A 19911-nucleotide genomic window follows, 5' to 3' on the forward strand; every position below is an offset into this window, starting at 1 on the left:
ACTTATTACATTATCTATTTTTAGAATGCACATTACTTTTTCTTTTTTCTCTCTCTCCTTTATACTTTCTCCATCCAACATAAGTTAATGTGAATAAAATAAGTCCCCCAGTAATTGTCATAAACCAAATGAGAGAAGGTGCAATTTCATCCTTTTTTACTGTGTGAAATATCTTTTGCAAATCCCCTTTAATAATCCCTAATTGCATTTGGCCACCTTTCGTTTTTAACATAACGTTACGAAATTCATCCAAATAAGATAAATGAACATTTACACGCTGTACCTCGTTTTCTGGCAAAGCAATCATTAAACTTGGATAAATAATATTGAATTCATTTAAAAATGTATTTAATGTTTGTTGAAACTGCCCAGCATCTTCTTTTTCCATCGCTTTTTCCATTTGAGAAAAGGCATCCATTACTTTCCTTTCTCTTTCCATCCAAAGTGGTTGATATTTCGATACTTGTGCATCAACAGCAAGTTGTAATGCCAACACATTATCCATTTTAGCTTGCTTACCTAAACCTTCTTCAGAGAGCGATTGCTGCGCCTTGTCGTAAGCTAAAGAAATAACTCTAACTTGATCTGGTGTTACTTCATGCTTCTTTTCATTCCCCTTCATTAAAAATTGCTCTGAGAAAAGTTGTAATACTTGTACCGCTTTTTCATCTTCATTACGCTTCACTAACTGTAACGAGTCGTCTAACAACCCTGTTAGCTCATTCCACTCTTCAGCATATATACGTAACGGAAACATTATAATTAGAAATGCTATCAATCCAATTAATGTTCTCTTCATCCCGGTCCCCCCTATAACTACTAGTACAAAATATGTTAATTGGGACAAGAATAGAACAGAACTGAACCGAAAAATATATTATCGTTTTACAAAGAAAAAATTCTCTTTAAGCAGAGAATTTTTTCTTTGACATCCTTTTCTTTTTTACGAAATATCTATATAAGCTATAACAAAGTATACTACCACCTAAAATGAATAATAAAATAGCACACGCAGCATGCATAAAGAACTCCTCTGGTAGCATTAATATAACTGGATCCGTTTCAATATCAAACATCCAATAATCATTACTGAATAAAAGCTTATGGAATAATACAAAGCTCTTTTCAAAATTAATAGCGATTGGTAACATAAGCGCTATCGGAAAAATGATTGTTAAAATTGATCCGTGCAGTAAAAACTTTTCATTTTTCTTTTTTAATAAATAAATTCCCCCTATCACTGCAATCATAATTGTCGCATACATCACATATTGAATCTTCACTAAAATATTTTTAACATCTACAAAATGAATACGGCCATTTGTAGACATATCTAATGTTGGCAAATGTAATGCTCCGTCATAAAACGGGGATAAATATGTAATAAGCACATCGTAATTTCTTTTAATTTCATCCTTCGTCATATCCGCTAAATCAGGAATATTTAAAAAATCAATTTCAAAATAATACAGCCATTTTCCATACACAACTGCCGTTGTTGCGAGTGCAAAAATAGAAAATGCTATGCTATATGAAACAACTAAAGTAATCAATCGATCCAATATTTTTGTACCACTCTTATTTTTCTCCATGTTCTCCCCCTAAATGTTCTAACCATCATAAAGAAAATTGTTTCCTGTGCTCACGTAAGCAACAATAATATGTAATACATAGTACAGCAACGCTTAACCAAAACGTAAAATAACCAATTTCCTCTACAAACAAATGCATAATTCCATATCGTGGCATTTGCCAAAATAAATAATCAATTGCATCGTTATGCAACGTCCATACACCCGCTACTATAAAATGCCATTTTTTTATACGGTAAAATGGAGCATATAAAACACCTTGCACTGCCATCGCAAAGTGCGAAAGCATTAACATGTAGCCCATAAGGCCAATAGGACCTTTTACGTAAATCATAATCGCATTTACAACAACAGCCCAAATACCATATTTTATTAAAGTAACAATCGCTAGCGCTTCTATTAATCCCCAGTTTCTCTTTGTCAAAAAAGCAATTAAAACAAAGACAAAAAAGAGACTCGCCATAGGACTATCTGGTACAAACGGCCAAAATATAGGTGACGTTTCTTTCAGTTGATTTCCGTACCATATAAACCCGTAAATTGTACCTAATATGTTAACAACCAATAAAAATAATAATACCGAGCGTTGTCTTAACATTGCATACAAGTACACCAATCTGTATGTCCAACACCTTTCAAGCAAAGTAATTCATTCACTAAATCCTACTCTATTATAACAAACTTCATCCAACTAAATAGAAAAGCTGACTACAAATTTTGTAGTCAGCTTTTTATTATTTTTTATTATACTTTGCAACGAATTCCGAAAGCTTCTTCAGTTCCTCATCTGTACCTTTAAATACACCTTTAGGCATGGAACCTTTTCCATCTTTCGCAATTTTAGCAATTTCTTCTGGCTTTAAAGTTAAGTTTTGCAGTGCTGGTGCTGCCGCCCCGCCCTGTAAGTTGTCACCATGACATGTTAAACAAGTATTTTTTTGCATTAATTTATAGCCATCATCATTTTTATCAACTGGCGCGGTTTTTACAATTGCTCCTTGTTTCTTTGCAGCTTCCCAGTCGTGGTGTGCTACAGATTCCCAAGTTAAAAAGATAATCGATGCAATTGCTAAAAGCATAAATCCAGTTGCTACAGGACGCTTCAATGGACGTCTTTCTGGACCTCGATCAAGAAATGGAGCTAACAGTAATGCACCAAACGCAATCCCTGGCATAATAAACGCTCCAATTACAGTAAATGAACCGGAAGCATAAGAATACTTTAATAACTGATACAAGAATAAGAAATACCAATCTGGAAGTGGTATATATCCAGCATCTGTTGGATCCGCCATTCTCTCAAGCGGCGACGGATGCGCCACTGTTAAACATAAATAACCGATTAAAAAAACTGCACCAACCATCCATTCTTTTAACAAGAAGTTCGGCCAAAATGCTTCTGTTTTCCCTGGGTATTCAGAATAGTCTTTTGGAATATTTGGTTTCCGAGCTACCGGTACCCGAGAATCTCCTACAAACTTCATCCCTTTGCCGCGATGCATAATCTCCCTCCTTTAGTTCTTTCCCCTTTAATTTAGCAATCTCTTATAGTGGACCGGAAATACCTTGTTTGCGAATCATGATGAAGTGGAAGGCCATTAAACCTAGAAGTGCTGCTGGTAAGAAGAAGACGTGAATAGCAAAGAAGCGAGTTAATGTTTGAGCGCCAACAATTTCGGAATGACCAGCGAGTAATGTTTTAATATAAGGACCAATGAGCGGTGTTTGCTCTGCAATTTGAATCCCTACTTTTGTAGCAAATAAAGCTTTCATATCCCACGGTAATAAATATCCGGTAAAACCAAGACCTAACATAACAAAGAAAATAAGAACACCAACAATCCAGTTTAACTCACGGGGCTTTTTATACGCACCTTGGAAGAAAACTCTGAGTGTATGTAAAAACATCATTACAATTACGAGACTAGCACCCCAGTGGTGCATACCACGAACAATTTGCCCATAAGCAACTTCATTTTGTAAATAGTAAACTGATTCCCAAGCATTTTTAATATCAGGCACATAATACATCGTCAAAAACATTCCAGATAAAATTTGAATTACAGTAACGAAAAAGGTAAGTCCTCCAAAGCAATAGACGAATGCAGAAAAGTGATGTGCCGGGTTTACATGTTCAGGTACTTCATGATCAGCGATATCACGCCATATCGGTGTAATATCTAATCTTTCATCTACCCAATCATAAATTTTATTTAACATCTACTTTGCACCCCCTCTTGGCTTCGCTTTTCCTAGATACAGCGTTCCATCTTTCACTTTAGACTCGTACACATCCAGCGGAGCAAGGGGTGGCGTACCTTTAATGTTCATCCCATCTTTTGTATAACGACCCCCGTGACATGGACAAAAGAATTGATTCGGATGTGCTTTGTCCGAATTCCAGTTAACTGTACATCCTAAATGTTTACATACTGGAGAGAACGCAACAATGTCTCCGCTTTCATCTTTATGAACCCAAGCCGATTTTGGTTCTTCAGACTTGTACCAACCATCAACCTGTTTCACTTTAAAATCGAAACGCTTCGGCTCTGTTGTAATATCCTTTACTTGCGCAACAGCAACCATATCTGTTCCGGCTTCTTTTCTTAACACCGGATCAAGCGCAAATCGCGTCATCGGCATTAAAATACCGGCAGCCATAAAGCCTCCTACCCCTGTGAGTGTGTAATTTAAAAATTGTCTTCTTGACACGCGATGTTCTTTCTCGCTCACGAAAATTTCCCCCCTCTATCAGAAATTGTCCCCTCGTGATAAATTATATAAAAAATAAAAACTAGGACACTATCATGATATAATACGCTCATGCACAGGTCAATATCATACTACTCATAATAATAAGAACTTTCTGTTTATTGTGAGTTTCCCCACTTCTCTTCCAACATCACCATTATATTTTTTATATGCGCATGAATAACTTCTCTTTTTGCTTGATCACTAAATTGTTCTAATGCTAATGAAGGAAACCAAAATAAATCTCCCTGTAACTCTTGCATATCCTCTTTCCATGAAAAATCACTTGTAACATAAGCAATATGCTTAAAACCTTCGCTTCGTAAATGATTTGTCCATTCTTGCAAACGACCTTTTTCATTCTTTTGACTTTCTACCAAATACGTAAACGCAGGTAGTAAAAGCACTCTTCCTTTATACTCTCTTTCCAATTCCGTGCTCAACAATTCGATAAATTCACCTTGTTCTACAACCATTTTCATTTCTTGTGCTGCCGAAATTGATAAAAGCGGTATTACTCCTGTATCAACATACTCTCTTGCTTGTTCAAACTGTTCCACATCTTTTACACTCCACTTCAAATTCCTTCCCTCCTTCACTTGCAAATGACAGAACTTTCACTTTATATATATTAAACCATACTAAAAGAGGTAAAAAAAGAAAAACTACCCAATATAGGTAGTTTTTCTTGGCGAAAGTCTGAAATTTGTAAAAATTTATTAATCCAAATAAATTCTATAAAGTCTTTAACTCGGCCGTTAATCTATGAAACGCTTCCTTATCTTGCTTATCTAACGCTTCATCAATTTGTTTCAAAAGGCGTTCTCTCCTAAATGAAAATACACTTTCTTCCAAAAACCTTTCTGCAAGTAAACGATCTTTTTCATTTACTTCAATATGCTTTGGTAGATATGGGTTTTCTTCTAATACAGCTACATAATTCGCATTTTGAAACGATGATTTAAAGTTGAGTTGAATATAAATATCCTCATCTCGATTTAAACGAATATCATGAAACGATTTTTCAGCATCTGTTGTCATAACATTTTGTTTAAAAAAGTGAAACGGTGTGTCTTTCACACAATTCGCTGACATCACTAAGCCACGCGGACAATATTTTGCATGCTCTACGAAGTGGACTTTATGCATCAATTGGTCGTGACTCATTAAATAATTCAGAATCCATACACATTCACGCTGTTTCAGTTGGTAATTATTCAAAAACCATTTTACAAAATCCTTCTTCTCGTTTACAGAAACAGGGGTATTCATAGCAATTAAGTCCCTCCTCTGTCTTTCTCTTTTCTTTTTAGATTCAAGAAGCGGCATTCAGTTTCCTTCCAACTTATGAAAAATCCTCTAAATTATATAACAACTCTTCAATATGAATTTGTGTCGGGTCTAGTTGTAATAACTGGGTAAATACTTCTTTCGCCTCTTTTCGCTTTCCTTCTTCCAATAAGAAATAACCGTATTCTTCTAAGAAGTCTGGATGATTCTTAAAAGAAGTATATGCACTTTCATAGTGTTTTAATGCATCCGAATACATTTCTAATTGTTTTTTTGCATACGCAAGGTCCCAAAGTAGTTGTGTATCTGGTTCTCCACTATCAATAGCACGCTCTACAATTGCAATTAACTCTTCGTACTTTTCTTGTCCTTTTAAGATATACGCATATTTTAATGTTGCGCCTAAATGCCCTGGGTCTAACTCAAGTGCTTTTTGAAGAACTTCCTCTGCTTCTACTATTTTTCCTGATTTCGCCGCAATGTTCGCTAACTCTACATAAAACGGAACTGAAAGCTCATCTACTTTAATTCCTTCATGAAGCGTTTCATAGCTTTCTTGAAGCATTCCTTCTTTTTCATAGCTTTTCGCTAAATACATGTACAGTGATGCGTACTCAGGGTCTAATTCTTTTAGTTCTTGCCAAGCACCGATTGCTCTCTGATATTCTTCACCTTGGTATAATGTGAAGGCATATCCAAATAATGAGTGAATATCTTTTTGTTCCTCTAGGCCTGCTTCATAATAAGAAATCGCCTCTTCCCAGTTTCCAATCGCACTTAACGTTTCTGCAAGGCGAAGTGCGATCACAACACCACCCATTACTTTATGTTCAGCTAATAGCGATTCATAATAAGTAATTGCCTTTTGTTCTTCACCTTTACTACTATATAATTCTGCTAACCCAAACGTAATAACAGGTTCATCAGGCATCATTTCTTTCGCCTTTAATAGTTTTTGCTCTGCTACATCATCAAAACCTTGCATTTGGAATAAATCTGCAACAAGTAATAAAGATTGAACATATAAATCGTCATTTTCTGGAATATCATGAAGTACTTCAATCGCTTCATCTTCTTTATCTAGATCAATATATAATTCTGCTAAAAATACAGTGAATTCACTTTCTTCCGGATACAGTAAACGTAAGTCTTCAGTAATCGCTAATGCCTCATCTGTAAATCCAAGTGTATGATAGTAACGAGCGATATCATACTTCTCTTCATCATTTGCAATTTTTAATTGTTCTTTTAATAATTGTAATCCTTTTTCCGCTTCACCATTTTCAATATATGAAACAGCTTGTTCAAACTTTTGCATAAACGTCTCCTTTAATTCTAAAAAATATTCTCTTCTGTTCATTTATCATAAGCAACTCACTGTTAGAACGCAACCTTTAGAATGAGCATGCTTCTTCTTATACTTCTTCTTACAGAGTAGGTAATTGTTCAAAAGGTTCGGATATGACACCGATACCTTATCATCATCTTCTATTGTACCGCTTTCTTTTATGACCGTGCAAATAACTTCTCTCACTAATTATCAAGCCATACAAACCGTGATTTACAGAACAACTTAATTACCAGTCTTCAACCTTTATTTTTAATACGATAAAAAAGGCTCCTATAATAGGAGCCTTCACAATCTCTTAAGAATATGTTTCTTCTTTCTGTACTTGCTCATTTACAAGCTCTTTCAGCAACTCTATAATTTCATCATTTTCTTCTTTCAAACCGACAGTAATACGAATACCATCATCGATACCAAATGCAGCACCAGAACGAACGATATATCCTTTTTTCATTAATCGTTCGAAAGCTTCATTACCTGGTATACCAAGTTTTAAGAAAATGAAATTTGTTTGAGATGGATAATAGAATACGTTATATTCTTTACAAAATGCATAATACTGATTTAGACCTTCAGCATTCTTTTTCACACAATCTTGTAAAAAGGCTTGATCTTCTAATGCAGCGAGTGCTACAGATTGCGCTACAGTTGATGTATTGAATGGTAACCTCGCTACTTCTAGCTGTCCGATTAACTTCGCATCCCCAATCGCATATCCGATACGAAAAGCAGCTAAACCATATGCTTTTGAAAACGTGCGTAAAACCATAAGATTTTCATACTTTTCAAGAAGTGGCAATGTTTGCGGATAGTCTTCTGCTTCCGCGTATTCATAATATGCTTCGTCCATAATAACGAGAGCCGACTTAGGAACTGATTCTAAAAATGAAAGTAATTTTTGTTTCTCAACATATGTACCTGTCGGATTATTCGGATTACAAATCCATACAATTTTCGTTTTATCATCTACTTGCTCTAGCATTGCATCTAAATCGTGAATACCGTCTTTAAGTGATACTTCACGAACTTCTGCTCCTTCAATAACAGCATGGTGATGATATTGTGAAAACGTAGGATTCGCCATTACAACGTTTGTTCCTTCATGTAGTAACGCTCGGCTAATCATTTGAATGACTTCATCTAATCCACTACCAAATAGTAGTTGTTCTGCTTTTACACCTAAATGTTCCGCTACTTTTGTCCGAAGTTCAAAGGCATATCCATCTGGATAAAGGGCATATTGGCTCGCTAAAGAAGTTAATGCTTCTGTCACACGCGCTGAGCAACCGAATGGATTTTCGTTCGATGCTAATTTCACAATTTTCGATAATCCATATTCCCTTTTTACTTCTTCAATGTTTTTCCCAGGCACATACGCTCTCAAAGTTAACAATTGCTCTTTCACTCTCATTTTTCTTCCCCCAGTCATTTCATTCAATTTGATTACAATACAGTTATAGCCCCTTACTGTAATCTTTTATCATAACCGTCACTATTACGAGAATACCTCTAAATGAGCACTTCACAACACTTCGCTATCATTTTAAACCATATCTTTTTGAAATGCCTCTAACGCAATATGAACAGTCTCATCTGAAATAGATACGACATTCACTACCCCATATTCCTGCATAAGCACCATATGAATTGCTCCTGCATTTGCTTTCTTATCTTGTTTCATCAATTGAACGAGGCGCTCTACATTCAAATCTCTTGGCATTTTTGGATAGCCGTATTTCAAGAACCACTGCTTCATATCTTCATAAGCAAGATCAACCTTGTACACTTGCTCACTTAAAAATATGGCGAATAACATTCCAACCGCTACGCCGTCACCGTGAGTAATATTCCCATACCCTAGCTCTTTTTCAAGAGCATGTCCTAACGTATGTCCAAAGTTCAAATGGGCACGTACACCCTTCTCTGTTTCATCTTGTGACACAACATTTGCCTTTACAGGAATCGCCTTCGTTAATATATGGATTAACTTCTCATCACGAAGATCCGCTAATGTTTGCACTTCTTCTTTTAACCAATGATATAGCTCCACATCACCAATAAGAGCATGCTTTATCACCTCTGCATAACCTGAACGCCACTCTTTTTCAGGAAGAGACTGTAAAAACGGTGTATGATATACAACCGCTTCTGGCTGATGGAATGCACCAATCATATTTTTACCTAACGGATGATTAATCGCTACTTTCCCACCTACTGCGCTATCGTGCGCTAATAAAGTCGTCGGAACCTGCACAAAGCGAATACCCCGCATAAAAGATGCAGCAACAAAACCAGCTAAATCTCCAATCATTCCGCCTCCAAGTGCAAGAATTAAAGAATTTCTATCTAATTTATTTTCAAGAGCTGACGTATGAGCCGCATAGAAATTTTCGAAAGACTTCTCTTTTTCGCCACTTGGTACAACAAACGAAAACACGTCCTGCTCCACTTGTAATGCATCGATAACTGTCTGTAAATGTAGTGATGCAACAGCTTCATCTGAAATGATCATTACGTTAGATACAGCTGGCTGCATATTTTGAACGATCATTGTTAAGTTTGACAACGCTTCTTTACCAACATGTACATCATATTCTTTTGATTTCGTTTGAATATGTATGTTTCCCATTAAAATCCCCTCGCATATTCATTATGTTTCTCAATATTTTCACGAATTAGTTCCATACGATCTAATCCGAATTGTTCTATTAAAGCTGTTGCTAATTCCCAAGCCACAACCGCTTCTGCAACGACACTAGCTGCTGGCACTGCACAACTATCTGAACGTTCAATGCTCGCTGTAAAAGGCTCTTTCGTATCAATATCTACACTTTGAAGAGGTTTATAAAGTGTAGGTATCGGTTTCATCACACCGCGCACAACAATTGGCATTCCAGTCGTCATACCGCCTTCTAATCCACCTGCATTATTTGTTCTTCTTGTATATCCATGCTCCTCATTCCATAGAATTTCATCATGAACTTCACTTCCCGGTCTATGCGCTGCTTCAAAACCAATTCCAATCTCGACACCTTTAAAAGCATTAATACTCATAATTGCAGCTGCTAATTTCGCATCCAGTTTTCGATCATAATGCACGTAGCTACCTACTCCAATTGGCATTCCTTCCACAATTACTTCAACGATTCCACCAATTGAATCACCATTTGCTTTCGCATCATCAATCGCTTTCATCATTTGGTTACCAGCTTCGTCATCTAAGCAACGTACAGGAGATGCTTCTGTAATACTCTTTAATTCTTCAATTGAACTATACGTAACCTCCTTAGCTTGTACACCGCCAATTTCAATTACATGGCCCGCTACTTTAATACCAAGTTCTGCTAACACCTTTTTAGCAACCGCACCAGCAGCAACACGCACCGTCGTTTCGCGCGCTGACGAACGTTCCAGTACATTCCTCATATCTCTATGACCATATTTAATTGCACCATTTAAATCAGCATGCCCAGGCCTTGGTTTTGTCACTTTCCTTTTTATCTCTTTTTCTTCCTGCTCAGTTAAAGGCTCTGCCCCCATAATTTTTGTCCAATGGGCAAAATCACGATTTTCAACAACGAGTGCAATAGGGGAACCTAATGTTTCTCCATGTCTAACACCACTTAAAATTTGCACTTGATCCGTTTCAATTTGCATGCGTCTACCACGCCCATATCCCTTTTGCCTTCTAGCTAACTCTTCGTTTATATCATCCGCTACTAAAGACAATCCTGCTGGAACACCTTCTATAATCGTTGTAAGTTGCGGACCATGAGATTCACCAGCCGTAATATATCGCATACGTTATTCCTCTTTTCGTATATGTATTTATCTCACTATATTAACTTTTATCATTCTAAAAATATTAAAGAAATTATATCATAAATCGACCATTTTCTTATTCTATATTTCCGATAGGCCTAATTTAAATATCAATATATCATAACAGCTCAAACTTCGTAACTAATTGAAAATAAAAAAAGTGCAAGAAGAATACCCCTATTCTCCTTGCACTTTTTACTATTATCACAGTGATTAAAGCGTTTACAAATTATTTCAAAATAATTAGTAAATCCATTCATTCATTAATTTTGAGTAGTCAACTAATTCTTCTTCTTTAAAGAAAATAGCAATCTCGCGCTCTGCGCTTTCTAAAGAATCAGAACCATGAATAATATTTTTCGCAACAGTTACACCGAAATCTCCACGAATTGTTCCAGGAGCTGCTTCATGTGGTCTTGTTTTCCCCATCATGTTACGCGCTGTATCTACTACACCTTCACCTTGCCATACCATTGCGAATACAGGTCCAGATGTAATAAAGTCTACTAACTCACCAAAGAAAGGTTTTTCCTTATGCTCAGCGTAGTGTTGTCCAGCAATTTCCGGAGTGACTTGCATTAATTTTGCACCAACTAATTGAAATCCTTTTTTCTCAAAACGAGCTACAATTTCCCCAATGAAGGCACGTTGTACACCGTCTGGTTTTACCATTAGAAATGTTTTTTCCATAAAAAATCTCTCCACTTCTGAATTATGTATGTAATTGTATATCCCCACACACATATTATCACCCTTATCACAATTGTGCAATAGTTTTGAAATAGAGAGATTATTTTATTTTTTAGAATAAACATTAAAATTTTCGTTTTCCAATATACTTTGCAACATTTTGTAATGCATACTTTGCTTTTCCACGTGGGAGTGGTTTTATTATTTCTAAAGCTTTATGTAAATAACGTTCACTAAACGCAAATGCTTGATCAATTGCTGGACTATTTTTTACAGCATCAATAATTTCTTGCATTTCACTTGCTGTTGTATTTTCATGTACAGATGTGATTTTTTGACGAAGTACTGGATCTTCCATCGCATATAAAGCAGGGAGCGTTATGTTTCCTTGTAATAAATCTCCACCAGCAGGTTTTCCAAGTTTCTCTTCTGTGGAAACGAAGTCTAAAATGTCATCAATAATTTGATAAGACATTCCTACAAAATACCCATACCAAAATAGACGATTTACTGTATCACGATTAGCACCAGCAGCAATCGCTCCCAATTGACAACTCGCGGCAATTAATAATGCTGTTTTTCGCTTTATTCTTCTTAAATACGTTCTTAAATTTTGGTCATAATTGTATTTATCTTTAATTTGTTCAATTTCACCTTTACAGACTTCTAAAATAGTATGTGATAACGCTTGATGCGCCTCTGGGATTTCGATATTTGTTATACATTCAAGAGACTTAGCGAACAAATAGTCCCCTGTATACATCGCAATACGATCTCCCCATTTCGCATTCACAGTCGCACTGCCGCGTCGTAAAAATGCAGCATCAATAACATCATCGTGAACAAGAGAAGCCATATGAATAAGCTCTAACGCAACAGCAACATGCTTAATCGCATCTAACTTATAATCTCCAAATTTCCCTGCAAGCAACACAAATACAGGACGAATTCGCTTCCCACCAGCTTCAATAAGTTGTAATGCTGCCTCTTCTACTAATGGCTGTTCAGATGCAACTGTCTTTTTTAATTCTTTTTCTATCACATTAATATCCGATCGTAAAAAAGAGTACATAAGTTGTAACTTCATATTGTTCACCTTAACCTAAAACTTCTTTTTTCTTTTTTCTATTTTGATTCTGGTTTAATACCTAAATGCATCGCTGCTACCCCAAAAGTAAATGGTTTCACTTGCACACGTTCAAGTCCAGCTTGCTCAAACATTTGGGCCAATTCTTTCATCCCTGGGAATGCACTAGCAGATTCTTGAAGCCATGAATATTCTTTATAACTTTTCGCAAACATCTTTCCAAATAACGGCATGATATATTTAAAGTATAAAATATACCCTTGTCGAAAACCAATCATTGTTGGTTGAGATGTTTCTAAACAGATTACTTTTCCACCTGGTTTTACTACACGCGTCATTTCTTTTAATACGTGCATATAATCCGGTACGTTACGTAAACCAAACCCAATTGTTACATAATCAAACGTATTATCTTCAAATGGAAGCTCCATTGCATTCCCATGTAGAAGTTCTACTTGTTTTAATTGTAACGCCTCTACCTTTTGCTTACCGACAGATAACATATTTTCACTGAAGTCTAAGCCAACAACCTTTCCTTGCTCACCTACCGCTCCAGCTAGCGCAATTGTCCAATCTGCGGTTCCGCAGCATACATCAAGCGCTTTACTGCCAGGTTGTACATCCATAATTCGCATCGTTTCTTTACGCCACGCTTTATGTCTTTGAAAACTAATTACAGAATTCATCACATCGTATTTATCAGAAATCTTTTCAAATACGTCATGTACTCTTTCTTCTTTTGATTGTTGCATGCTCGTACCTTCTTCCAATGTAAAATTGCTTATGTCTTCTATTTATCCCTTAACACAGAATTTATTTCATTTACGTCTGTGTGATTTTCTAAAAATTGTTTTTCTTTCTTTCTCAATTCCATCATCCAACCATTAATCACTACTTCTGCTTTATCCCCTAAAGCATCTTGCACCGCTTGAAAAACAGGTGAATGTTGTTTATCAGCATACAATTGAATTTCTTTTTGAAGGCGATTTCCACCTAATACGTATGTGATAAATGGCTTCCAATGTGATAAATGAAAATGATCACATGTTTTTTGAAGGAGCGCAGACTCAATCGTTACTACGCTTTTCATTATGTCATCCGTCGTTTCATGCGCTTTTTGGTATAACATAATTTTGTGTTCATTTATCTCTTTAATTCCTTCAGCAAGTGCACGAATTAAAACAATATCACGATTCATAGACAATAAATAATAATATAGTCCACTATAGTAATCGCCTGCAAGTACTGTTAATTGACGACATTTATGGAATTCAATCTCTTCCTCGCCTGCTTTATTTGATACCCTTTCATGCGTATCAAGCGCAATTTGTACAAGCATAATTGTTACTACGTAATGCTCAATTTGTTCTATATGTAAGTTTGCACTCTTTAAAGCACCATATAACAATGCTATCTTTTCTTCATCAATAAATGGTTCTTCAATATAGTTTATAAAATAAGGATGGCGTAATTTCTCCATCAATTTCTCTTTTATACCCGCATACCCTCCGTAGATGTCACACACAAAAAATCACCCTTGTTTTCTAATTCATAAAACTTATTATAACACATACACTCTATTTTCTATAACCAAAACTTGGCTACACCTACCATTCATGTAAGCAATCTTTCTAATCTCACTCTGTCTAGCTAAAACTATATCATTTATTTACTAAAAAAAAAAAGAAAAGCAGTTTCCCGCTTTTCTTTACTTCGCTTTAATAAACGATAAAATTTCACTGCGCGCTGCAGCATCATTTTCAAGCACACCACGCACTGCTGTCGTTACTGTTTTCGCACCTGGTTTTTTCACACCACGCATCGTCATACACATATGTTCTGCTTCTACTACTACCATTACACCATGAGGCTCTAGTACTTCCATAATAGAGTTCGCTACTGTTGATGTAATACGTTCTTGCAGTTGTGGACGACGTGCAATTGTATCTACAGTACGAGCTAATTTACTTAACCCTGTCACCTTTCCACCTTGCGGAATATATGCAACGTGAGCAACTCCATAGAATGGAACTAAATGATGCTCACACATCGAATAAAATGGTATATCTTTTACTAGTACAAGCTCTTCGTGATCTTCTCCGAATACTTTATGCAAATGCTCTTTCGGATCTTCATGCATACCTGAGAACACTTCTGCGTACATTTTTGCAACACGCTTTGGCGTATCAAGTACTCCCTCACGATTTGGATCATCCCCAATCGCCTCTAAAATAAGGCGTACTGCATGTTCAATTTGTTCTAAATTAACTTTTGCCATCCGCTAGCCCTCCCGAAAACCTAAAAGTGATACGAACACATTCTAGCATATTTATGTTTTTAAAAGCAAAAAGAAGAGTTCCCAAAAAGGAAACTCTTCTTCCCTGTTAATATGTAAGGATTATTTAACCGCATCTTTTAACGCTTTACCAGGTTTGAATGCAGGTACTTTACTTGCAGCGATTTCAATCTCCTCACCTGTTTGTGGGTTACGACCTTTACGAGCCGCACGCTCACGAACTTCGAAGTTACCGAATCCGATCAGTTGTACTTTATCACCTTGTTTTAAAGCTTCTAAGATAGAATCAAAAACAGCGTCTACTGCTTTTGTTGCGTCCTTTTTAGAAAGGGAACTTGCTTCTGCAACAGCATTGATTAAATCTGTCTTGTTCATGCCATTCACCTCCTCCCAAAGATAAGACTGTATAATGATCATAAAATGAGTCTTACTTTCATTTGTAGGCAATTTTTACAAATTCTATACTACAAAGATGTAGATAAATCATTATCAACGCCTATATTATACGATTCTCCTTTATAATTCAATATTTTTAAGGAAATTGTTACTCTGAAAATGTGAAAATCTGATGAAACTTGACAATTTACAACAATGTATTAGATAATGACTGTTTATTTTTCTATTTTATAATCGGAAAAACAAAAAATCCCTCTACAGTGAGAGGGATTTTTCTTATAGTATAATCGCAATTAATCCGCCAGATCCTTCATTAATAATTCTTTCTAGCGTTTCTTTTAATTTATATCTAGCATTTTCTGGCATTAAAGATAATTTCGCCTGAATTCCTTCTCGAACAATCGAGCTAAGCGAACGTCCAAATATATCAGAATTCCAAATTGATAACGGGTCATCTTCAAAATCTTGCATTAAATAACGAACTAATTCTTCACTTTGCTTTTCAGTACCAATGATCGGCTCAAACGTTGACTCTACATCTACTTTAATCATATGAATAGATGGCGCTACCGCTTTTAACTTCACACCAAACCTTGAACCATGACGAATAATTTCTGGCTCATCTAAGCTCATATCCGCTAGCGCAGGGGCTGCTACACCATATCCTGTTTGCTTAACCATACGCAATGCATCTGCCACTTGGTCGTATTCTATTTTCGCATGAGATAAATCGAGCATAAGCTTCAATAAATGATCTTTCCCTCGAATTTCTACTCCTACTACTTCTTTTAAAATCTGATCATATAATTCATCTGGCGCATATAAATCAATCTCCGCCACACCTTGCCCCATATCAATGCCAGCTAGGCTCGCTCGATCAATAAATTCATATTGACTAAACTGCCAAACAACGCGATCCACATCACGAAGACGTTTTATATCCTTCACAGTTTCTTGAACTGCTTCTTGATAACTTTGACGCAACCAATGCCCTTCATTTAGCACCATTACCCAGCTCGGAAGGTTCACATTCACTTCTAATACAGGGAATTCAAATAGCGCTTCACGAAGTACATTATATACATCTGTTTCTCTTAAACTCTCCACACTCATTGCAATAACCGGGATATCATATTCTTCTGATAAACTTTGGCGTAATTGCTCTGTATCTGGATGATACGGCTGTACCGTATTAATTATCATAATGAAAGGTTTTCCTACTTCTTTCAACTCATTTACAACGCGTTCTTCTGCCTCTATATAATCTCTTCTTGGAATTTCACCAATTGTTCCATCTGTTGTAATTACAACACCAATTGTTGAATGTTCTTGAATTACTTTACGCGTGCCGATTTCTGCAGCTTCATGGAATGGAATAGGTTCTTCATACCAAGGGGTATTAATCATGCGCGGGCCATTCTCATCTTCATAGCCCTTCGCTCCTGGAACCGTATATCCAACACAATCTACTAATCGAATGTTCACTTCAAGTCCTTCATCTACTTCGATAGAAACCGCTTGGTTTGGAACAAACTTCGGTTCCGTCGTCATAATTGTACGACCAGCAGCACTTTGAGGCAATTCATCCTGCGCTCTTTGACGGTCAGACTCATTCTCAATATTTGGAATAACTACAAGTTCCATAAATTTTTTAATGAATGTTGATTTCCCTGTTCGAACAGCTCCTACAACTCCAAAATAAATATCACCGCCTGTTCGTTCTGCAATATCTTTAAAAATATCTACCTTTTCCAAGTGATTCCCTCCCTCAAAATTTTTGGGAATAATTCCGCGTTTATAGTCAACTAATACCTTCTCTAACGTTGCCTATAATATCTGATATAATATAATGGTATTCTAGAAGTTCGGACAATATATCATATAATTTTGTCCAATTTCATATGACTATTAAAAAATATCTTTTGTTTGCATCGTAAGTTGTATAACATAAAAAACCTTTCTTCTAGAACTTATTCACTAAAAGAAAGGTTCATGACTTATGATTTTAAAAAAATTGGTTCTCCGTTCTTTACTGTGTACGGTAAAGAATAAGCTGGTACAAACGGGGAACCTTTCGAAAGTATATTTCGAATATCTTCTCCCTCCGTAAACTGCCCTTCATTTTTTTTCAAAGCGTCATATAAGTCGATTCTATAATCAACAAAAACTTCTCCTTTTTCATTAATTACAAAAGGAAGCCCTTTACCAGAATATGGACTTGTCACTTGTGGCACATCTTTATATCCTAGTTTTTTGAAATCCAATTCATATACACCATCTGAAATTACTTTTTTAAAAGGTGGATATTGATGTTCATCACGATACATCCTAAGTTTTAAAGATAATTCCTGAATTTGTTCAGCCATCCTAACATCAATTAACTTTACTGTTGGATTTGTTTCAACGTCTATTAATACGTATTGATATACTCCTCCACTTTCATATGCATTCCCTGGCGCTTCTTGTATGTAACGCGGAGCAATCTGTTGAAAATCGATTGGATACTTTTGATAAATAGGTGTACTCATATCCCTCGTCTTAATTGGCAATATCCCATCATTTTGCTCCTTAAATGTCACAACAGCTTTTTGAACAACCTGTAGCTGATCTTCATAAGGAACCGCATTTTGCTTCATATTTTCTTTCGGATACAGGCACCCCGTTAAAAGGCTCATACAACAAAATATTAAAATAATATGGACTTTTTTCACTAGCATCACCTTTTCATACTAATATAACTTGCTCCGTATGTAGTATTTTTGAGACCATTCCATTTACTGCTGTACAGGTCCACTAAATACAACAAGAAAAATAACAATTCCTGACACAACCATAAGGGTGTACGCTACTAACGCTGTAATCCCTTTCAAAAATTTATTCTTTATTTTATGTCTACTTAATAAAATAAAACTTACTGCAAAAAACATAAATCCAATTGCCCCTAAAGCCAACCACATTTTCATAAGCCCTTCTGACATATACACACCCCTTTTTATTAATCTATTTTTATACTATTTTAACAAATTAAAATCTTTAAACAAATAAAAAAAAGAACATTTTACTACAAATCGCAAATATGTAACTTTAATCAATAGGTTTTTCAGCATCTTCCACCAATTTAGATAAAAATAAAACCGAAGCGATTATATCTCTCGCTTCGGTTGACCAAATATGCCCAAAAACAGCTCTATTCCCATTCTTTCATGGCTATCATATGCAATCTACAAACTCTTTGTTTCTCATAATTTATTTTTTAAACATTTTGCTTAACGAGCCAAAATCCGCTGGCATATTATTATTAATAATCGCTTTTACAATTTGATCCTCTTGCTCTTTCGGCACTTCACGTCCCGCCATAAGAGCCACTTGATGAATCAATTGACGAAGTACAGTTTCATCACGTAAATTCGCATTTTGCACGGATGATGCTAATTTAAAAATATCCTCTTTATTTACTTTCGCTTCCTTCTCAATATTATTAAAAATGTTATTATCCATTCTTTTCACCCTCTCCTCAAGTTACTCTTCATCCTATGCAAAAATAAATAAATGGTGAAAAGACCCATAAAATAAAAAAGCGACAGAAGTACAAATGTACTTCTGTCGCTTTTCTTTACAGTAAGTCAGGTATAGCTTCCACTTCATGTTTTCGAACACGTCCCATTAATGAGCCTACCGCATCTTTTACGTTATTCCCATTGAACAGCACGTCATATAAAGCAGCTGTAATCGGCATTTCAACTTCCATTTTCTCTGCCAATTCATGAGCAGCTTTCGTTGTTCTTACACCTTCCACAACCATACCCATGCTTTCTAACACTTCTTCTAAAGAATGTCCTTTTCCAAGCATATTTCCAGCGCGCCAATTTCGGCTATGAACACTTGTACAAGTTACAATTAAGTCTCCCATACCAGTTAGACCCGCAAACGTTAACGGATTCCCGCCCATTTTTCTTCCTAAACGAGCAATCTCTGTTAAACCACGTGTCATCAATGCCGCTTTTGCATTATCACCTAATCCAAGACCATCAGTTATACCAGCAGCTAATGCGATAATATTTTTTAACGCACCACCAAGTTCAACTCCAACGATATCTGGATTTGTGTATACACGGAAATAACTATTCATGAATAAATCTTGTACTTCCTCAGCCGCTTCCATACGCTTTGCTGCAGACGTAACTGTTGTCGCTTGTCGTAAACCAACTTCTTCAGCATGACTCGGTCCAGACAATACAACAACATCTTTAATTAAGTTCTCTGGAATTTCTTCCTCGATTACTTCCGAAATACGTTTTGACGTACCAGGTTCAATCCCTTTACTCGCATGAATCCAAGTAATCGGTTCTGTAACAATTTCTTTCATCTCTTGTAATACATCTCTGTACGCTTTCGTCGGTACTACTAGCAGTACTGTATTTACATCTACTAATGCTTCTTCTAAAGAAGAGTAGGCTACGATTGTGCTTGGCAATGTAATGCCTGGGAGATATCGACTATTCTCATGTTTCGTATTCATTTCATCCATAAGTTCTGAGCGATTTCCCCAAATACGTACATCATGTCCATTGTCAGCTAATACCATCGCTAACGCTGTTCCCCAGCTACCTGCTCCTACTACTGTGATTTTTGTCATAAA

Annotated in this window: 23 protein-coding genes; all 23 read right to left on the bottom strand. The window is 36.1% G+C overall.

The window, feature by feature from the left end:
• Positions 1-10: 10 nt before the first annotated feature.
• The 23 genes from ypjB to MRP26_RS04460 all read right to left on the bottom strand — a co-directional run bounded on the left by ypjB (position 11) and on the right by MRP26_RS04460 (position 19908).
• Positions 11-799: a sporulation protein YpjB gene (gene ypjB, locus MRP26_RS04350; RefSeq protein WP_000831589.1), complete on the bottom strand. Its 789-nt coding sequence runs from the start codon at positions 797-799 to the stop codon at positions 11-13.
• A gap of 106 nt (positions 800-905) precedes the next feature.
• Positions 906-1592 (bottom strand): lipoprotein intramolecular transacylase Lit, encoded by a 687-nt coding sequence (lit, locus tag MRP26_RS04355; protein WP_000414374.1) that lies wholly within the window; start codon positions 1590-1592, stop codon positions 906-908.
• Between the two features lie 25 nt (positions 1593-1617).
• Positions 1618-2208 carry a lipoprotein heptaprenylglyceryl N-acetyltransferase LhaT gene (gene lhaT, locus MRP26_RS04360; RefSeq protein ID WP_000262838.1) on the bottom strand — a complete coding sequence of 197 codons (591 nt, stop codon included), beginning with the start codon at positions 2206-2208 and terminating at the stop codon, positions 1618-1620.
• 118 nt (positions 2209-2326) lie between these two features.
• Complete coding sequence (gene qcrC / locus MRP26_RS04365; protein WP_000554601.1) at positions 2327-3094, bottom strand: menaquinol-cytochrome c reductase cytochrome b/c subunit; 768 nt, start codon at positions 3092-3094, stop codon at positions 2327-2329.
• A 43-nt stretch (positions 3095-3137) separates the two neighbouring features.
• Positions 3138-3812, bottom strand: a complete 675-nt coding sequence (gene qcrB / locus MRP26_RS04370; RefSeq protein ID WP_000932700.1) for a menaquinol-cytochrome c reductase cytochrome b subunit — start codon at positions 3810-3812, stop codon at positions 3138-3140.
• Positions 3813-4325 carry a menaquinol-cytochrome c reductase iron-sulfur subunit gene (gene qcrA, locus MRP26_RS04375; protein ID WP_001290420.1) on the bottom strand — a complete coding sequence of 171 codons (513 nt, stop codon included), beginning with the start codon at positions 4323-4325 and terminating at the stop codon, positions 3813-3815.
• 137 nt (positions 4326-4462) lie between these two features.
• On the bottom strand, positions 4463-4924 hold the full coding sequence (locus MRP26_RS04380; RefSeq protein ID WP_000872171.1) for a YpiF family protein: 462 nt from the start codon (positions 4922-4924) through the stop codon (positions 4463-4465).
• Positions 4925-5078: 154 nt separating this feature from the next.
• Positions 5079-5615, bottom strand: coding sequence for a ReoY family proteolytic degradation factor (locus MRP26_RS04385; protein ID WP_001095925.1), 537 nt, complete (start codon positions 5613-5615; stop codon positions 5079-5081).
• A 73-nt stretch (positions 5616-5688) separates the two neighbouring features.
• On the bottom strand, positions 5689-6951 hold the full coding sequence (locus MRP26_RS04390; protein WP_242806005.1) for a tetratricopeptide repeat protein: 1263 nt from the start codon (positions 6949-6951) through the stop codon (positions 5689-5691).
• 328 nt (positions 6952-7279) lie between these two features.
• Positions 7280-8392: a histidinol-phosphate transaminase gene (gene hisC / locus MRP26_RS04395; RefSeq protein WP_001264022.1), complete on the bottom strand. Its 1113-nt coding sequence runs from the start codon at positions 8390-8392 to the stop codon at positions 7280-7282.
• A gap of 132 nt (positions 8393-8524) precedes the next feature.
• Complete coding sequence (gene aroB / locus MRP26_RS04400) at positions 8525-9610, bottom strand: 3-dehydroquinate synthase (RefSeq protein WP_000526809.1); 1086 nt, start codon at positions 9608-9610, stop codon at positions 8525-8527.
• The gene (gene aroC / locus MRP26_RS04405) at positions 9610-10782 is read right to left on the bottom strand and encodes a chorismate synthase (RefSeq protein ID WP_001269379.1); all 1173 of its coding nucleotides are present in this window, start codon (positions 10780-10782) and stop codon (positions 9610-9612) included. The genes aroB and aroC overlap by 1 nt, the downstream gene beginning before the upstream one ends.
• A 264-nt stretch (positions 10783-11046) precedes the next feature.
• Positions 11047-11493 (bottom strand): nucleoside-diphosphate kinase, encoded by a 447-nt coding sequence (gene ndk, locus MRP26_RS04410; RefSeq protein ID WP_000415883.1) that lies wholly within the window; start codon positions 11491-11493, stop codon positions 11047-11049.
• Between the two features lie 124 nt (positions 11494-11617).
• Positions 11618-12580, bottom strand: a complete 963-nt coding sequence (gene hepT, locus MRP26_RS04415; RefSeq protein WP_000776079.1) for a heptaprenyl diphosphate synthase component II — start codon at positions 12578-12580, stop codon at positions 11618-11620.
• Positions 12581-12618: 38 nt separating this feature from the next.
• Positions 12619-13332, bottom strand: a complete 714-nt coding sequence (gene menG, locus MRP26_RS04420) for a 2-heptaprenyl-1,4-naphthoquinone methyltransferase (protein ID WP_001187668.1) — start codon at positions 13330-13332, stop codon at positions 12619-12621.
• 38 nt (positions 13333-13370) lie between these two features.
• Entirely contained in the window at positions 13371-14105 is a 735-nt protein-coding gene (locus tag MRP26_RS04425; RefSeq protein WP_053564889.1) for a heptaprenyl diphosphate synthase component 1, read from the bottom strand.
• 183 nt (positions 14106-14288) lie between these two features.
• Positions 14289-14858, bottom strand: coding sequence for a GTP cyclohydrolase I FolE (gene folE / locus MRP26_RS04430; protein WP_001151481.1), 570 nt, complete (start codon positions 14856-14858; stop codon positions 14289-14291).
• Positions 14859-14978: 120 nt separating this feature from the next.
• Positions 14979-15251 (bottom strand): HU family DNA-binding protein, encoded by a 273-nt coding sequence (locus tag MRP26_RS04435; RefSeq protein WP_001043860.1) that lies wholly within the window; start codon positions 15249-15251, stop codon positions 14979-14981.
• Positions 15252-15548: 297 nt separating this feature from the next.
• Positions 15549-17027 carry a stage IV sporulation protein A gene (gene spoIVA / locus MRP26_RS04440; RefSeq protein WP_000416519.1) on the bottom strand — a complete coding sequence of 493 codons (1479 nt, stop codon included), beginning with the start codon at positions 17025-17027 and terminating at the stop codon, positions 15549-15551.
• Between the two features lie 242 nt (positions 17028-17269).
• Positions 17270-17983 (bottom strand): hypothetical protein, encoded by a 714-nt coding sequence (locus MRP26_RS04445; RefSeq protein ID WP_000755480.1) that lies wholly within the window; start codon positions 17981-17983, stop codon positions 17270-17272.
• 63 nt (positions 17984-18046) lie between these two features.
• Complete coding sequence (locus tag MRP26_RS04450) at positions 18047-18250, bottom strand: DUF2768 domain-containing protein (protein ID WP_001289005.1); 204 nt, start codon at positions 18248-18250, stop codon at positions 18047-18049.
• 268 nt (positions 18251-18518) lie between these two features.
• Complete coding sequence (locus MRP26_RS04455; protein WP_000369753.1) at positions 18519-18770, bottom strand: stage VI sporulation protein F; 252 nt, start codon at positions 18768-18770, stop codon at positions 18519-18521.
• Positions 18771-18885: 115 nt separating this feature from the next.
• Positions 18886-19908: an NAD(P)H-dependent glycerol-3-phosphate dehydrogenase gene (locus MRP26_RS04460; RefSeq protein WP_000161783.1), complete on the bottom strand. Its 1023-nt coding sequence runs from the start codon at positions 19906-19908 to the stop codon at positions 18886-18888.
• Between the last annotated feature and the right edge of the window lie 3 nt (positions 19909-19911).

Origin of the sequence: Bacillus sp. CCB-MMP212, assembly GCF_022748145.1 — a bacterium.
GTDB lineage: Bacteria > Bacillota > Bacilli > Bacillales > Bacillaceae_G > Bacillus_A > Bacillus_A cereus.

Coding starts and splice junctions, on each gene's coding strand:
- ypjB (WP_000831589.1), bottom strand. CDS start 799: ATGAAGAGAACATTAATTGGATTGATAGCATTTCTAATTATAATGTTT.
- lit (WP_000414374.1), bottom strand. CDS start 1,592: ATGGAGAAAAATAAGAGTGGTACAAAAATATTGGATCGATTGATTACT.
- qcrC (WP_000554601.1), bottom strand. CDS start 3,094: ATGCATCGCGGCAAAGGGATGAAGTTTGTAGGAGATTCTCGGGTACCG.
- qcrB (WP_000932700.1), bottom strand. CDS start 3,812: ATGTTAAATAAAATTTATGATTGGGTAGATGAAAGATTAGATATTACA.
- MRP26_RS04385 (WP_001095925.1), bottom strand. CDS start 5,615: ATGAATACCCCTGTTTCTGTAAACGAGAAGAAGGATTTTGTAAAATGG.
- MRP26_RS04390 (WP_242806005.1), bottom strand. CDS start 6,951: ATGCAAAAGTTTGAACAAGCTGTTTCATATATTGAAAATGGTGAAGCG.
- hisC (WP_001264022.1), bottom strand. CDS start 8,392: ATGAGAGTGAAAGAGCAATTGTTAACTTTGAGAGCGTATGTGCCTGGG.
- aroB (WP_000526809.1), bottom strand. CDS start 9,610: ATGGGAAACATACATATTCAAACGAAATCAAAAGAATATGATGTACAT.
- aroC (WP_001269379.1), bottom strand. CDS start 10,782: ATGCGATATATTACGGCTGGTGAATCTCATGGTCCGCAACTTACAACG.
- ndk (WP_000415883.1), bottom strand. CDS start 11,493: ATGGAAAAAACATTTCTAATGGTAAAACCAGACGGTGTACAACGTGCC.
- hepT (WP_000776079.1), bottom strand. CDS start 12,580: ATGAAGTTACAACTTATGTACTCTTTTTTACGATCGGATATTAATGTG.
- menG (WP_001187668.1), bottom strand. CDS start 13,332: ATGCAACAATCAAAAGAAGAAAGAGTACATGACGTATTTGAAAAGATT.
- folE (WP_001151481.1), bottom strand. CDS start 14,858: ATGGCAAAAGTTAATTTAGAACAAATTGAACATGCAGTACGCCTTATT.
- MRP26_RS04435 (WP_001043860.1), bottom strand. CDS start 15,251: ATGAACAAGACAGATTTAATCAATGCTGTTGCAGAAGCAAGTTCCCTT.
- MRP26_RS04450 (WP_001289005.1), bottom strand. CDS start 18,250: ATGTCAGAAGGGCTTATGAAAATGTGGTTGGCTTTAGGGGCAATTGGA.
- MRP26_RS04455 (WP_000369753.1), bottom strand. CDS start 18,770: ATGGATAATAACATTTTTAATAATATTGAGAAGGAAGCGAAAGTAAAT.
- MRP26_RS04460 (WP_000161783.1), bottom strand. CDS start 19,908: ATGACAAAAATCACAGTAGTAGGAGCAGGTAGCTGGGGAACAGCGTTA.